Source organism: Azoarcus sp. L1K30, assembly GCF_018122735.1.
Taxonomy (GTDB): Bacteria; Pseudomonadota; Gammaproteobacteria; order Burkholderiales; family Rhodocyclaceae; genus Parazoarcus.
Genome location: NZ_JAGRRD010000001.1, coordinates 510770 through 525278, shown reverse-complemented (window position 1 = coordinate 525278; position 14509 = coordinate 510770). Strand labels below are relative to the sequence as shown.

The 14509-nt window shown below is 64.2% G+C and carries 12 protein-coding genes; 9 read left to right on the top strand and 3 right to left on the bottom strand.

The annotated features are described in order from the left end of the window. The first annotated feature begins 65 nt into the window (after positions 1-65). From J5J83_RS02365 to J5J83_RS02325, 9 genes are all read left to right on the top strand, one after another. Complete coding sequence (locus J5J83_RS02365) at positions 66-2546, top strand: TonB-dependent receptor (protein WP_212344846.1); 2481 nt, start codon at positions 66-68, stop codon at positions 2544-2546. Positions 2547-2739: 193 nt separating this feature from the next. Next, a complete protein-coding gene (locus tag J5J83_RS02360) occupies positions 2740-3042 on the top strand; it encodes a DUF3649 domain-containing protein (RefSeq protein WP_212344843.1) in 303 nt (100 codons plus the stop codon). Beyond that, on the top strand, positions 3039-4646 hold the full coding sequence (locus tag J5J83_RS02355; protein WP_212344841.1) for a PepSY-associated TM helix domain-containing protein: 1608 nt from the start codon (positions 3039-3041) through the stop codon (positions 4644-4646). Before J5J83_RS02360 ends, J5J83_RS02355 begins: the two co-directional genes overlap by 4 nt. Before the next feature lies 1 nt (position 4647). Further along, complete coding sequence (locus J5J83_RS02350; RefSeq protein ID WP_212344839.1) at positions 4648-4986, top strand: DUF3325 domain-containing protein; 339 nt, start codon at positions 4648-4650, stop codon at positions 4984-4986. A gap of 17 nt (positions 4987-5003) precedes the next feature. Continuing rightward, positions 5004-5627 (top strand): hypothetical protein, encoded by a 624-nt coding sequence (locus J5J83_RS02345; protein WP_212344836.1) that lies wholly within the window; start codon positions 5004-5006, stop codon positions 5625-5627. Positions 5628-5653: 26 nt separating this feature from the next. Further along, entirely contained in the window at positions 5654-6799 is a 1146-nt protein-coding gene (locus tag J5J83_RS02340; protein ID WP_249115592.1) for an efflux RND transporter periplasmic adaptor subunit, read from the top strand. Then, positions 6796-8733 (top strand): MacB family efflux pump subunit, encoded by a 1938-nt coding sequence (locus tag J5J83_RS02335; protein ID WP_349251854.1) that lies wholly within the window; start codon positions 6796-6798, stop codon positions 8731-8733. The genes J5J83_RS02340 and J5J83_RS02335 overlap by 4 nt, the downstream gene beginning before the upstream one ends. A gap of 4 nt (positions 8734-8737) precedes the next feature. Next, complete coding sequence (locus J5J83_RS02330; protein ID WP_212344832.1) at positions 8738-10123, top strand: efflux transporter outer membrane subunit; 1386 nt, start codon at positions 8738-8740, stop codon at positions 10121-10123. Then, the gene (locus tag J5J83_RS02325) at positions 10123-10239 is read left to right on the top strand and encodes a 4Fe-4S dicluster domain-containing protein (RefSeq protein WP_212344830.1); all 117 of its coding nucleotides are present in this window, start codon (positions 10123-10125) and stop codon (positions 10237-10239) included. Before J5J83_RS02330 ends, J5J83_RS02325 begins: the two co-directional genes overlap by 1 nt. 79 nt (positions 10240-10318) lie before the next feature. Here J5J83_RS02325 and J5J83_RS02320 read toward each other — a convergent pair whose 3' ends face one another. From J5J83_RS02320 to J5J83_RS02310, 3 genes are all read right to left on the bottom strand, one after another. Further along, a complete protein-coding gene (locus J5J83_RS02320; RefSeq protein ID WP_212344827.1) occupies positions 10319-11359 on the bottom strand; it encodes a DUF481 domain-containing protein in 1041 nt (346 codons plus the stop codon). Between the two features lie 121 nt (positions 11360-11480). After that, positions 11481-12089: a Crp/Fnr family transcriptional regulator gene (locus tag J5J83_RS02315; protein WP_212344826.1), complete on the bottom strand. Its 609-nt coding sequence runs from the start codon at positions 12087-12089 to the stop codon at positions 11481-11483. A gap of 95 nt (positions 12090-12184) precedes the next feature. Continuing rightward, the gene (locus J5J83_RS02310; RefSeq protein WP_249115591.1) at positions 12185-14458 is read right to left on the bottom strand and encodes a TonB-dependent receptor; all 2274 of its coding nucleotides are present in this window, start codon (positions 14456-14458) and stop codon (positions 12185-12187) included. Positions 14459-14509: the final 51 nt, after the last annotated feature.

Sequence of the window (14509 nt, the reverse complement as noted above, 5' to 3'; positions counted from 1 at the left end):
TGAGCCGTTTTGGTTTCTCGTGCGACAGACGTCATGACAGCCATCGTCTACAGGAGAAACCTTCGATGCCCCCCCACGGCCATCCCGCCTTGAACCACGGCAAGAGCCTGAAAACCTGCGCCCGCGCCGTACAAGTCGCCCTGCTCAGTCTCGGCTGCCTGGCACTGACGGCAACCCTCGGCCACACCGTCCTGGCTGCCGACAGCCACGCCAGCAACGACGCCACAATGCACTACGCCATTCCTGCAGGTCCACTCGACGAGGCCCTGGCCCGTTTCGGGCAGATTTCCGGCGCTCTGCTCAGCTATCCGCCGAAACTCGCCAGCGGTCGCCAGAGCCACGGCGTTAACGGCCACTACAGTACCGACGCCGCACTGGAACGACTGCTCAGCGGTACCGACCTGGAAGCCATCCCTCAGACCAACGGCGGCTACACCCTTCGCCGCCTGCCAACGGCCGCCGCCGGCGAGGCGACCCTGGCACCGGTGACGGTAAGCGCCGGCGGCTTGGGCGGGACCACCGAAAACAGTGGCTCCTACACCACGGGCAGCATGCAGACCGCTACCCGCCTGCCGATGTCGATCCGCGAGACACCTCAATCGGTCAGCGTCATCACCCGCCAGCGCATGGAAGACCAGGGTCTGACGCAATTGCCCGAAATCATCCAGCAGGTCGCCGGCCTGACCATGAACCAGTCGGGCAACCAGGGTTCCGATTCCTCGCAGATCTATTCGCGCGGCTTCGCCGTGGAAAACTACCAAGTGGATGGCGTCAGCCACCTGCACAGCAACTATGCCGAGATTTTCCAGAGCAACGACATGGTGCTCTACGACCGGGTCGAAGTCGTGCGCGGCGCCACCGGGCTGATGAACGGCATCGGTACGCCGAGCGCCACGATCAACCTGATCCGCAAAAAACCGACGGCCGAATTCCAGGGCTATGCCAAGGTGGAAACCGGCTCCTGGGATCAATATCGGCTGGAGGCGGACGTTTCATCGTCACTCAACGCAGCGGGCACGCTGCGCGGCCGAGGTGTCATCGCCTGGCAGGAAAATGATTCCTACATCGACCGCCTCGAAGAAAGCAAGAAGGTCGTCTATGGCATCGTCGAAGCGGATTTGTCGCCGGATACGCTGCTAACCGCAGGGCTGAGCTGGCAGCGTCACTATGCAACGGGTCACTCACGGGGCGGCTTGCCGCTGTTCAATAGCGACGGCACGCGAACCAACTGGAAGCGATCGGACTCAGCCGCTGCCTCATGGGCATACTCCGAGCGCGAAAACCTGGCCGCCTTTGCCGCCCTGGAACATCGATTTGCCAACGACTGGAAGGTGAAGGGCACCTACTCCTATGACCGAACCGAGTTCGACGAACAACTCGGCTATGCCACCGGCGGCAGTCCGAACCCGGCGACTGGCGCCGGGGTGGTGATGTATGCCGGCCGCTGGTCAGGGCCACCGATCCAGCATAGCCTCGATATCTACGCGAGCGGCCCGTTCACCTTCCTCGACCGCCAGCACGACTTGGTACTCGGCACCACCCTGTCGCGCACCAAGCAGGATGCCGAGTCCCACCATCTCTGGCATATCCTCGCCATTCCCGACATTTACACTTGGGATGGTCATACACCGAGCCGGCCGGACAACTCGGTGAAGGGAGATTTCAATTACACGGAAAAGACGAAGAGCGCCTACGTGACGGCGCGCTTCAAGCCGTTCGATCCGCTGTCGCTGATCATCGGCACGCGCACGACGAGTTGGGAAGACGAAACCTACAATCGAAACTACGCCACCGGTGTTATCTCGACCGTCAAACGTGAGTGGAACAATCAAATCACTCCTTACGCCGGCATTGTTTTCGATCTGTCCTCACAGTGGTCGGTGTACGCAAGCTACACGGATATCTTCAAGCCGCAGAGCAACAAGAACGCCAGCGGTGATTACCTCGATCCGTTGCTCGGCACGGCCTACGAGATCGGTAGCAAAGTCGAGTTGTTCGATGGCAAACTCAATCTGGCTGCCGCGATCTACCAGATTGAACAGGACAACCTGGCCGTTGCCATTCCCGGCGTCATGGCACCGGATGGCTCCCAGGCCTATCGTGCCGCGGCCGGCACCAAGACCCGTGGTTTCGAAGTTGAACTCGGGGGGCAGCTCAGCCGCAACTGGCAAGCCTCGGCGGCCTTCGCCCGCAACCTGTCGCAGGATGCCAGCGGCAGTTTGCTCAATACCGAGGTGCCGCAGAACACGCTCAAGCTGTTCTCGAGCTATCGCATGCCCTGGGTTGGCAACGGACTGACCGTTGGCGGCGGTGTGCGCTGGCAGAATCAGACCTGGTCGGACTTCACGTGGATGGCCGGGTCGCCGCGTGTCACCCAGGAAGCCTACTCGCTGATTGACCTGATGGCCCGCTACGAACTCAGCAGGCAACTGAGCGCGAGCTTCAACGCCTACAACCTGTTCGACAAGACCTATCAGACCAGCTCCTCATCGGCCTACTACGGCGAACCGCGCAGTTTCCGCCTGAGCCTCACCTATCGCTTCTGATCCCGGTTTCGCGCTGCGCGCCTTACTGTCACAAGAGAGGCGCGCCAATGCTTTTTGTAACGCTCTGCAACCAAAGCGAGCTCTTTTCCACTCTCGAACGACATGTCCATTGAGAGCACCGAATAAATGGTGCCAAAGGCTGCTTAAGCCGAGCAAGCCCTCACCCCGACACACCCGATTGCCGAGGTTTGCCATGAGCCCCCACCCGACCCAAACACGCCCCCGCCTTGCCCTGATTTCGCGCATCGTCGCTGCGCTCATCGGCGGCTACGCGCTGGCTTCCGTCTTTTCCATCTTTCTCAGCCATTTGCTACCGTCCGAGTTGCCCGAGGCGGTGCTGGGCGCGACCTTGTTCAGCTTCGCCATCTACACCGCCGCGATCATCTGGGTCTTTGCCGCGGCCAGCGCTGCCCGCGCCTGGCTCGGCCTGCTCATTCCCGGCGCGCTCATGGGCCTGCTGTCCTGCGCGATGCAGTTTGCCGGGAGCGCGACATGAAGCAGCGCTTTCGCCAATCGATGTCCTGGCTGCATACCTGGGGCGGCCTGTGGTTTACCTGGATCCTGTTCGCCATTTTCCTGACCGGCACACTCGGGGTCTTTGACGATCCGATTTCGCACTGGATGCGCGAGCAGGGAAAAATCGGCGACATCAAACCGTTGACCGCAGAACAGCGCGCCGAGTCAGTCAAGGTCGCGCAGCATTACCTGGCCGGCAAGGCGCCGCGCGCCGAATTCTGGGGCATCGGCCTGCCCGACGAAGCGCAAGCGGCCTTGCGCGTTTTCTGGCGTGAGCAGGAAGAGAGCCCGTTCGAGCAGCGCCTGCTTGACCCGGCCAACGGAAGGGAATCCGGCGCAAGCCAGCGCGATACCGAGGGCGGCCACCACTTCGTGCATATGCACTTCGAACTGCATGCAGGCACCGCCGGCATCTGGATCGTCGGCGCGGCCACGGTGGCGATGCTGGTCGCCCTGGTTTCCGGCATCGTCGTACACAAGAAGATCTTCACCGACTTCTTCACTTTCCGCCCCCGCAAGGGTCAGCGCTCTTGGCTGGACGGCCACAACGCGCTTGGCGTGCTGACGCTGCCCTTCCTGTTCATGATTTCCTATACCGGCCTGATCATCTTCTGGGCGCTGTACATGCCGGCCGGCATCATGGCCCGCCATGACGGCGACGAGGAGAGTTTCTTCGCCGCCCTGAACGAAGGCCCGGCACCGCGTCCGATGCAGCACATCGACGCACTGCTGCACGAACTTTCGCCACTGATGCTGCGCGGCGAGGCCGCCATCGAGCGCGAAGCCAGTTTTGTCGTGGTCGAGCACGTCGGCGACCGCAGCGCCTCGGTGCGCATCTTCGGGCGCTTCGATCCGGATGCCGAATCCGACCGTCTGGTCGGTCGCAGCAGCGGCAACGCACTGTTCGATGCCATCAACGGCGAGACGATCGACGTGCAGAAACCAAACACCGTACGCGGGGGCAACGTGCTGGCGATACAGCGGACGATGAACGCACTGCATTTCGTCCGCTTCGGCGGCTACCCGATGAAATGGCTGTACTTCATTTGCGGCATGGCCGGCACGGCCATGCTGGCAACCGGCGCCATCCTGTTCATGGTCAAGCGGCGCAAGAAGTCGGCGGATGAATTCGGCACCGCGACGCCACGCGTCTATCGCCTCATCGAAGTCCTCAACGTGACTGCCATCGCCGGTTTGTCGCTGGCCTGCATTGCTTACTTCTGGATCAACCGGCTACTGCCGCTCGACATTGCCGACCGTGCCGTTCGCGAGATCCAGTTGTTCTTCATCCTCTGGTTGCTCACCCTGCTCCACGCCGGGCTGCGGCCGCCCATGCGGGCCTGGATCGAGCAACTCGCGGTCAGCGCAGCCCTGTGCCTCGGCTTGCCGCTGATCAACCTGCTGACCACCGGCGACTGGCTGTTTTCGGCCTTGGCTCGTGGCGACAGCGAAACGGCCGGGGTCGAACTGACGGCCATGGTCTTTGGCCTGATCTTCATGGCCATTCTCCGCCATCTGCGGCAGCGCCAACCCAATCAGCAGAACCGGGAAAAGTCCCTGGCCACAGCCATCGAAGGCGCCTGAAATGGACAAGCATTTCGCCACCTATCTCGTCTTCTTCGTCGGCTACGCCGCTTTCCTGGCCCTGAGCCTGGCCATGGATCGGCATCACGCCCAGGTTCTGCACGGCAAACCCGGCAGCGGCCGGCGACTGATCTTGCGCCTGACAGGCTGGGCCTTGCTCGCCCTTGCCCTGTGGCTGTGCAGCCAGGCCTGGGGCTGGGCCATCGGTCCGGTTGCCTGGTTCGGCCTGCTCTCGGCGGCGGCGCTCGGCCTGGTCTTCCTGCTGCCCTACGCCCCGCGTTTCGCCGCCTGGCTGGTCGTCCTCGGTCCGCTGCTGGCCCTGCCCCCTTTCTTTCTCTGATTTCACGAGGATTGCCCATGCAACACGATTCCCCAAGCGGCTTGCTCCGCCGCTATCTGCCCGTACTCGCCCTGTTCGCCGCGACCGCCGCCCACGCCGAGTACTTCTGGATCGATACCGACGTGGATGGCAAGCGTATCCAGTTTGGCGAACTCGCCAAGCCGCAGAACACCCCCTTGACCGTTCAAGGCGCCCTAGCCACAGCGGCAGACGGCAAGGCCGTCGCCCTGAATGCCGTCGACGGCGGCTACAAGGCAGCCCAAATCGGTGGCGACCTGCGCTTCACCGCCAGTCATGCCAATGACAAGGCCCTGGTCATCTATCACGCCCGCTTCGGCCGCCAGGACACCATGGCATCCAGCGATCTTGAACTGGTCCCGACGACACCGGGCGGCAACAGCTTTCGCCTGTTCTGGAAAGGCAATGCGGTCAGCGCCTCCCAGGTGAATGTGGTCACTTCCGAAGGCTGGTTGCAGGTGTTGCGTCCGGCTGTGGATGGTACCGTCAGTTTCGATCCATCCTTCCCCGCACTCTATGTCCTCGAGGTATCGGCCAAGGTCAACGGCACGGTTACCGTCGACGGCAGGAAGTATGAAGATGTGCGCCACACCGCCACCCTCTCCTTCCGCGTGGATCGCTGATGCCAGTGCCACGTCGATTTCAGCTATTGGCCGGCGGCATCGCCCTGCTGGCGGGCCTAGTCTGGTGGCTGACCCGCTCGCCCGTGGAATATGAAATCGCCGCGGTCAGCCGTGGCGATATCGAAGTCACGGTAAGCGCCATCGGCACGCTGCAACCGCGCCATTACGTGGATGTGGGAGCCCAGGTGTCGGGGCAGATCCTCAAGTTGCACGTCCAGCCCGGTAGCCGCGTTGCCAAGGGCGAACTGCTGGTGGAAATCGACCCCAGCGTGCAGGGTGCCACCGTCGATGCTGGTCGTGCCGCATTGGCCGGCCTGCGCGCCCAGCTGGCCGAACAGCAGGCGCAACAGCGCCTGGCCCGGCAGCGGAACGAACGCCAACGGGAACTGGCGCTGGCCGACGCCACCAAACGCGAGGACGTACAAACCGCCGAAGCCAACCTGGCCGTCGCCTTCGCCCGCATCGACCACCTGAAAGCCCAGATCGACCAGACCCAGGCGACACTCAAGGCCGATGAGGCGCGCCTTGGCTATACCCGCATCTTCGCGCCGATGGCCGGAACCGTGGTCGCGGTGGAGGCGCGCGAAGGGCAGACGCTGAACGCCACCTACCAGACGCCCAACATCCTGCGCATCGCCGATCTCACCGGCATGACCGTGTGGACCGAGGTTTCGGAAGCCGACATCAGTCAGGTCAAGCCCAAGTTGCCCGCTTATTTCACCACTTTGGGCGGCCATGGGGAAAGCCGGCCGCGCCGCTGGGAAAGCCGCATCCGCCAGGTACTACCCGCTCCGCCGACGACGATTGCCGCAAGCGGCGCGCAAACCGGCAGCGGTCAGCCGCAGGGCATGAAGGCCGTCAGCTACACGGTGCTGTTCGACGTCGAAAACCCGGACGGCGCATTGATGCCGCAGATGACGGCGCAGGTCGGCATCATCACCGCCAGCGCAAAACAGGTTCTCCACGTACCGCTTTCCGCCGTAAATGGGCTGACCGAGGAAAAGCCCACCGTTCGTGTGATGCGTGAAGACGGCGACATCGAAATCCGGCCGCTTGTCCTGGGTGTGCACAGCCGCCACGCGGCCGAGGTACGCAGCGGCCTGCACGAGGGCGAACGGCTGATCCTTGGCGAGAAGACCGTGGACAAGGGCCCGCGGAGATTCAGCTGGTGACGCCACTGATCGAACTGTCCGCCATCAAGAAGCGCTACGGCGGCGGCGACCGGCCCGAAGTCGAGGTGTTGCACGGCATCGACCTGGCCATCTACAGCGGCGAGTTCGTCGCCATCGTCGGCACCTCCGGTTCCGGCAAGTCCACGCTGATGAACCTCATCGGCTGCCTGGATTACCCGAGCGCCGGTTGCTACCGCTTTGCCGGCCAGGATGTCGCCGGCTTCGCCGCCGACCAGCTGGCCTGGCTGCGCCGTGAGGCCTTCGGCTTCGTCTTCCAGGGCTATCACCTGATCGCCAGTGAAACGGCCCGCGAAAATGTGGAAGTCCCGGCCCTCTACGCCGGCTTGCCGGAAGCCGAACGACGAACACGCGCCGCCGCGCTGCTCGAACGCCTGGGCTTGGGCAGCCACCTCGACAACCGGCCGAACCAGTTGTCCGGCGGGCAGCAGCAGCGCGTTTCGATCGCCCGGGCGCTGATGAACGGCGGGCGCATCATCCTGGCCGACGAGCCGACCGGCGCCCTGGATTCCCGCAGCGGTGCCGAGGTCATGACGCTGCTGCGTGAACTGGCCAGCGCCGGCCACACGGTGATCCTGATCACCCACGACCGCGAGGTGGCAGCCCAGGCCGAGCGCGTCGTCGAAATCCACGATGGCCGGATCATCCGCGATTCCGGCCCGACCAGCCCGCCGACCGCACTCCCCCTGCCGGTCCTCGATGCCACCCGGGAAAGCACCGCCAGCCTGCGCGATGAACTCGGCGAAGCCATCCGTACCGCCTGGCGGGCGATGCGCGTCAATCGCGGGCGCACCGGCCTGACCCTGCTCGGCATCGTCATCGGCGTCGCCTCGGTGATCCTCATGCTGGCCATCGGCGAAGGCGCCCGCCAGCGCGTCATCGAGCAGATGGGCAGCATGGGCACGACGATCATGTATCTGGGCAGCAAGGCGCCGGATACCGGCGGCCCGGTGGGCATGATCACCGACGACGATCTGGCTGCCGTGCAGAAGCTGCCGGAAGTGCATCGCATCATGCCGGTGATCGGCGACCCCACCCTGGTTCGCCACGGCAACGTCGAACGTACCATCTATGTCTTCGCCGGCGGCGAGACGATGCCGGAGATCTTTCGCTGGCCGGTCGCCCACGGCCGCTTTTTCACGCCCCGCGAAAACAACGGATTGGCACCGGTCGTCGTGGTCGGCAACAAGGCCTACCAACACTTTTTCCCCGGTGCGGACAATCCGCTCGGCCGCCACCTGCTGATCGGCAATGCGCCATTCGAGGTGATCGGTGTCATGAGCGGCCGCGGTACCGACGGCTGGGGCCAGAACTACGACGACATGGTCTTCATTCCCTACCGTGCCGGCCGTGCCCGCGTCTACCGGACCCAGACCCAGCCCGACTACACCGTCATCGATGTCGTCTCGCCGGCCGTGGTCGACGAGGCCGAGGCCGCCGTCGGCAGCTTGTTGATCGAACGCCACGGTCGCCTTGATTTCGCCATCGGCAATGCCGCCGCCAAGATCAAGGCGGAAATGCAGACACGCGACGCGATGACCATGATGTTGAGCCTGATCGCCGCCGTCTCGCTGGTCGTCGGCGGCATCGGCGTAATGAACGTGATGCTGATGACGGTGCGCGAACGGACGCGGGAAATCGGCATCCGCATGGCCACCGGCGCCCGCCAGCGCGATATCCAGCGCCAGTTCCTCAGCGAAGCCGTTCTCATCGCCCTGACCGGCGGCCTGATCGGCGTTGCCAGCGGGCTGGGCATCGGCTTCGCGCTGCTGCTCTGGAACATTCCGGTGGTTTTCTCGCTGACCGCCATCGTCGGCGCCTTTACCTGCGCCATCGCCACTGGCTTGGTCTTCGGCTGGTTACCGGCCCGCCAGGCCGCACGCCTCGATCCCGTGGTCGCGCTGGCAGGAGAGTGAATCAATGCCCGAGCACATCTACCGCCTTCCCTGGTTGCTACTACCTTTAGTCGCCGGCTGCGCGAATGCGCCACCCGGCGCACCGGCCGCCGCCTTCACCCTGCCGATGCAGTGGCGCCTCGTCCAACCTGCTGACGCGGTTACGCCACCGGAAAGCCTCGACTGGCAGGCCTTCGGCAATGCCGAACTGGCCGCACTGATCGACGAGGCCCTGGCCCAGGCGCCGGACATTGCCGTCGCCATGGCAGCAGAGCGACAGGCAGAAGCCGTCGCCCGCGTCGCTGGCGCCGACCGCTGGCCAGCGCTTGATTTAGAACTGAGCGGCGTCCGTAACGGCGGTGCGAGCAGCGGCGAACGTATTGCCCACAGTGCCAGCCTGGCCGCCAGCTACGAGATCGACGTATGGGGCCGCCAGCAGGCACTGCGCGACGCTGCCCAGGCCGGCGTCGAATTCAGCCACCACGACCGCACGGCGCTTCGCCTGAGTCTGGCGGCCAACGTCGCCAACCTGTGGCTGGGCTTACAGGCACTGCGCGAACAGATCGCCATCGCCGAGGCCGACTGGCTGCTCGTCGAGCGCACCCTGGCGCTGACAGAAATCCGCCTGCGTGCCGGTAGTGCCGACACGCTCGACGTTGCCCGTCAGCGTGGCCTGCTCGGCGAACGCCAACGCAGCCTGGTGGCGTTGCGCCTCGAATACGATAACGGCTGCCAGGCGCTGGGCGCCCTGCTCGGCCGCAGCGCCAGCGTCGAACCGCAGCCGGCCGATCTGGCCAGCCTGCCGCTGCCGGCGGTCAATGCCGGTCTGCCCAGCGAACTGCTGCGCCGCCGTCCCGATCTGGCCCGCGCCGAGGCCGCGCTGCTCGCCGCCGACGCCGACGTCGCCGCCGCCCGCGCCGCCCTGTTGCCGACCGTCAGTCTCAGCGCCAGCGGCCTGGCTGGCGGCCGCCAGATCGCCGATCTATTCGCCAACCCGGCCTACAGTCTGTTCGCCGCACTGGCCCGGCCGATATTCGACGGCGGCCGTCTGGCCGCCCGCCACGACGCCGAGCAGGCGCGCCGCGAAGGCCTACTGTACGCCTACCACGCCGCCATCGTCGCCGCCTTTGCCGACACCCAGACGGCACTCAACACCAGCGCCGGTAGCGCCGCGCAACTTGCCGCCCAAGCGGAAGTCGTGCGCCAGGCCGAAATCGCCTGGCAACGCGCCGACGCCCGCTACCGTGCCGGCGCCCTGGCGATGATCGATCTGCTCGACAGCCAGCGCACGCTGCACGCCGCACGCCATCAGCTACTCGCCGACCGCCTTGCCTGCCAACGCGCCGCCGTCGCGCTGTTCCGTGCCCTCGGCGGCGGCTGGCTGCATCCGGCTCGGGAGGCAAGCTCCTGATGCTCAACGCGCCGAACTGCGTGCACTGCAAGACCTGCGACATCAAGGATCCCACCCAGAACATCAACTGGGTGGTGCCGCAAGGCGACGAGGGGCCGATCTGCCAGGGCATGTAAGCCCTGTCAGTGACGGGGCGCTCGGGCGCTCCGTCACTGGGTCGCGGCAAACGGCGCCCGCTTCGGCAGGCGTCGCAGCTCACCACTCGTAACCGACCCCGAACTGCAGGCTCATGTCGGCCGACTTGCGCCCCTCTGCCGGCAGGCCTTCCCAGTCGAGCACGCCCTGCACCTGTGCGCTCAGGCGCTCGACGATAGGCAACCGGAAGCCGGTGCGCATCTTCAGCGTCACGTCGCGGCTGTCACGGGCGTTCATGTAACCGTCCTGCTGATGAAAGAACTCCGCCGAACGGCCAATCAGCCAGTGCCGGTAATTCACGCCCCAGCCGATTGCCGGATAGTTCTGGTCGTCGGTCTCGACCCGGTTCTCGCGCACGAGCTCAAGGCCGCCCTTGACCGACAGCCCCGTCTGGTCGTTGTCGATCAGCTGCAGACCATATCCCGAGCCTGCAGACGCACGCGTGGACAGGTCGCGATACGGGTCGCGCTCCACCGTGGTGCGCGCGTAGATGAAATTCTTCTTGGTCACGAACCAGTCGCGGTCGGCACTGGCGAGGTAGTTCGACGCGCTCTCGACACCGTGATCGGTGCGCTCCTCGGCCTTTATCCTCAGCGAGTAACGGGAGGTCTTGCCCACCGCATTCATCTCGGTTTCAACGGCCAGCTGGGTGGTCTCACTATTGCCACTGACCGAATTGCCCGCGACGTTCGCACGCCATTTGTATTCAAAGCCCTCACCCGACTGGCTCGGTGTGGGATTCAGGTAACTGATGCGATCGAGCTTGAGCGGCGGAACTTCCGGCGCCTCGGCCAAGCGCACGGTGCGGGCCTCTTCCGAACGCTGCAACCGGGTATCGAGCCGGCCCTCGTTACTGCGCAGCATGACATCCACCGGCTCGTCAGTCGTCAGCGTTTCCACCATGCGCCAGTCGATGCGCAACACGCCGGCATACGGGGTCTTGAACTTGAGCCCTTCCGGCGTCTTGCTGATCACCGTGCCGGTGAGGCGGTCGCCATTGGTCAGTACGATCTCGTCGGCGTGGACCGACATCGCAAGAAACGCGAACAACGCGGTCGGCAGAAGTCGACGGGCATGACGAAACAGAGCTTCCGGAATCATGGGGCAAGGGATGGGTCGTGGAGATCGCGCAGCATCGAATCGCACTGCGAGCAACAGCCTATGACGAATCCCCCACCATTGCAATGCAGCAAAACACCCGCTTACCAAGTATGCCGCTCAGTCAGCTGCGTACGCCAAAAACCGATTCAGCAGTCACATGACGCGCACGGTAACGCCCGGACACCTCGAGCGTCCCCTCCGCCCCCAGGTGACTGATCGTCCGCGAAACCGTCTCCACTGAAAGATCCGTGATCTCGGCGATATCCTTGAGCCGCGGCAGCGCCAGCTTCGCGGCACGACCACCGCGGGTCAGTCCGCCGGTCATGAACTCGAACAACCTGCGTACACGCTCTCCGGCCTTGCCACTACGCAGGGCCAGCACTTCCGCCATGCGCTCCTCGGTCGCCGCAAGCATGCCGAGCAGCAATTGCCCGCTGGGTTCGGCCCGGTCCGCACACCAGGGTTCGAGCACGCAGGCCGACAGCGCCCGCGCGGTGAACGTGTAGCGGCCGAACAGTAGCGTTTCCGCACCAATTACATCGCCTGTCACCGCCATGCCGGCAAACTGCAGCCCGTCAGGTCCGGGCTGATCGAGACGCACCGTACCTGACAGCACCCGCCATGCACCGCCTTCCGCATCCGCCTTGTAGATCGTCTGGCCGCGGGCGATCGTGCCGGCCTTCGTCCTTGCCGGCCCGGCCTTATCCGGCTTGCTGCTTTCTCCCTTCATTTTCTGCCTCCTTGTCGCATGCCGGGACCGGTCTCCGTGCATCAGTGGCCGACGCACTTTGCGGCCGGCGCCAGGCATGCGGACCCGGTAAAAAATCAGAACTTCACGTTGACCGCCGCATAGAGCGAGCGCCCGGTACCAGGCACAAGCACGCCCCAAGGCACATCGGTGCCGGACATCGTCTTGCCCTGACCAAGGTAGGCGCCGCCAAGGGGGTGGTGATAGAAGCGGTCGAACACGTTCTCGATGCCGAAATCGACACGAACCTCTCCAGCGACGAAGCTGCTGCGCAGGTGAAGCAGACCGTAGCCACCGGTACCCACTTCGTTCCGGGTCCGCGACACCTGATCCTTGCTGGCGACCAGTTCCATTTCCAGCGTATTGGTCCACTGCCCATATGACTGCTCGACGGCGAGTTTTCCGTTGAGCGGCATCATGTTGTAGAGGTTGTCGCCCGTCGTCGGGTTCTTGCCTCTGACGTAGCTCAGACTACCTCTTCCGGTGAAAGTGCCCAGGACCCCGGAAGCACCCAGCCTGGCGAACCCCGCCACATCCACGCCATGCAGCCGGGCGGACTGATTTACAAAACGAAGATAGACGAAGCCCTCCGTGAGCGTCTGGTTCGCCGTCGTGCACGCACCGACACCATCGGCACAGCGCTCGGCATCGATGTAGTTCTCGATGTAGGTCAGGTAGGGGGAGACCCTGAGCCCCCACGTCTGCGCGTCGGCATCATGCCAGTCAGCCGTCATGCCAAGCGTGTGCGCACGTTCAGGATCGAGCGCAAGATTGCCGACATAGCCGTTGCCATCGCCCGCCAGATTGACCATGCGCATCGCCATGCCGTTGGTGGACCAGGCGAAGCGCTCATACAGGTTGGGCGACCGGGTTTTCTGCGCATACCCGAACTCGTAGGTCTGCGATGTCGAAGGCGTGAATCGGGCCAGCGCGGTCACATCCAGATTCTGATCGGTGCTGCTACGGTCAGCGGCGTTGAACGCGGCCTCCGGCACAGGGCTGAAAGTGGGGTTGTAACCCTGTACCGGGCCGGCATCCATGCGCACGGTTTCATGGCGAAGCCCGAACTGCGTCATCCACTGCGGATTCCACGCGGCCTCCCATTCGGCGAAGACCGCGACACGGTCGCGCTCACCATCGCGGATGTTCCAGAAGGTGTCCGGCGCCATGCCTTTGCCGGAGGCGTCCCACCAGTCGTCGAGCCGATACTGTTGAAACTCTCCGCCGATCCGCAGCAGATCACGCTCCGACAGCGGCAGGTCCGCCTTCAGGACGAGGCCCGTATTATCGCCTTCGGTATCCATCGGCATCCCGGCGGCACGTCCGGTCATGCCGGGGAGGATCGGTCCGGGAATGCCATCCGAACCCGGTACGTTGCTCGGGCCATACCAGTAGAGTTTGTCATCGCCAAACTGCATCCGGTGGCGGGTGTGCTCGTTGTAGGCCCGCGCCTCCAGCACGCCCCAGTCGAACATGCCCCGATAGCGCACATTGAACTGTTCGCTGTGATTGCCCGTCATGTCCATGCGCTGGTTCGGAAAACCCTGCTGCGGGATGTCCTGCACCCCGTATTTGAATTCAAACAGATGGTTCTCCTGCCGCAGCGCCATCGTGAGCGACTGATTCGACGTTTCGTAGGCGGACGAGCCCACCTCGTCGGCCTCCAGCCAACCACGCCCGGCCGCTGCCGGCCCGGCCGCCTTGAAGTCCTTGCCAGCCCGATAGTTGTTCGACTTTGACGTCGCCCCGTCATAGCGAACACTCAACTGTTCTCCGGCAAAGCTTGCCGAGAGATTCGCCCCAACGGCATCGCCGTTACTGCGGTAGAAGCCACCCAACTCACCCTTGACCAACGGTCCCTGGCCCACGGATGCGAACTCGGGCGCGGCGGAATCCGCGAGGATGGTGCCACCGATGCTATCGCCCCCCTGGCTCACCGGCGAAATTCCGACGAACACCTGCACGCTGGAAACGCTCGACGGATCGATGTAGGAGAGCGGTGGATTCATGTGATTGCCACACGCGGAGACCAGATCCATGCCGTCGACCTTGATTCGCAAGCGGTCGTCGGCCAACCCGCGAATAACAGGCAGACTCGATACCCCGCCCGCTCCCTGCAGCGACAAGCCGTGTACGCCCTTGAGCAGGCTGGCGGTATCACTCAACACCGCGCCCTTGCGCTCGACTTCCGTTTGCCCGAGGCGCCCACCGGTCTGCGGCAGCGGTGAGAAGAGCGGCGCTGACACCACGACATCGTCAAGCTGGGCATTGCTTTCGCCTTCAGCGAAGGCCGACGTGGAAAATGCAATGGCCAGGGCAAAGGCCAGGCGATGTGGTTTCAAGCTGTACATCCTTTATGACTCCTTGAATGAATGCGTTTCGTCCCGAGGCGGGTACTTCAA

Bases quoted from the DNA above. Each gene is read 5' to 3' on its own strand.
- J5J83_RS02365 (WP_212344846.1), top strand. From the start codon at position 66: ATGCCCCCCCACGGCCATCCCGCCTTGAACCACGGCAAGAGCCTGAAA.
- J5J83_RS02360 (WP_212344843.1), top strand. From the start codon at position 2,740: ATGAGCCCCCACCCGACCCAAACACGCCCCCGCCTTGCCCTGATTTCG.
- J5J83_RS02355 (WP_212344841.1), top strand. From the start codon at position 3,039: ATGAAGCAGCGCTTTCGCCAATCGATGTCCTGGCTGCATACCTGGGGC.
- J5J83_RS02350 (WP_212344839.1), top strand. From the start codon at position 4,648: ATGGACAAGCATTTCGCCACCTATCTCGTCTTCTTCGTCGGCTACGCC.
- J5J83_RS02345 (WP_212344836.1), top strand. From the start codon at position 5,004: ATGCAACACGATTCCCCAAGCGGCTTGCTCCGCCGCTATCTGCCCGTA.
- J5J83_RS02330 (WP_212344832.1), top strand. From the start codon at position 8,738: ATGCCCGAGCACATCTACCGCCTTCCCTGGTTGCTACTACCTTTAGTC.
- J5J83_RS02325 (WP_212344830.1), top strand. From the start codon at position 10,123: ATGCTCAACGCGCCGAACTGCGTGCACTGCAAGACCTGCGACATCAAG.
- J5J83_RS02320 (WP_212344827.1), bottom strand. From the start codon at position 11,359: ATGATTCCGGAAGCTCTGTTTCGTCATGCCCGTCGACTTCTGCCGACC.
- J5J83_RS02315 (WP_212344826.1), bottom strand. From the start codon at position 12,089: ATGAAGGGAGAAAGCAGCAAGCCGGATAAGGCCGGGCCGGCAAGGACG.
- J5J83_RS02310 (WP_249115591.1), bottom strand. From the start codon at position 14,458: ATGTACAGCTTGAAACCACATCGCCTGGCCTTTGCCCTGGCCATTGCA.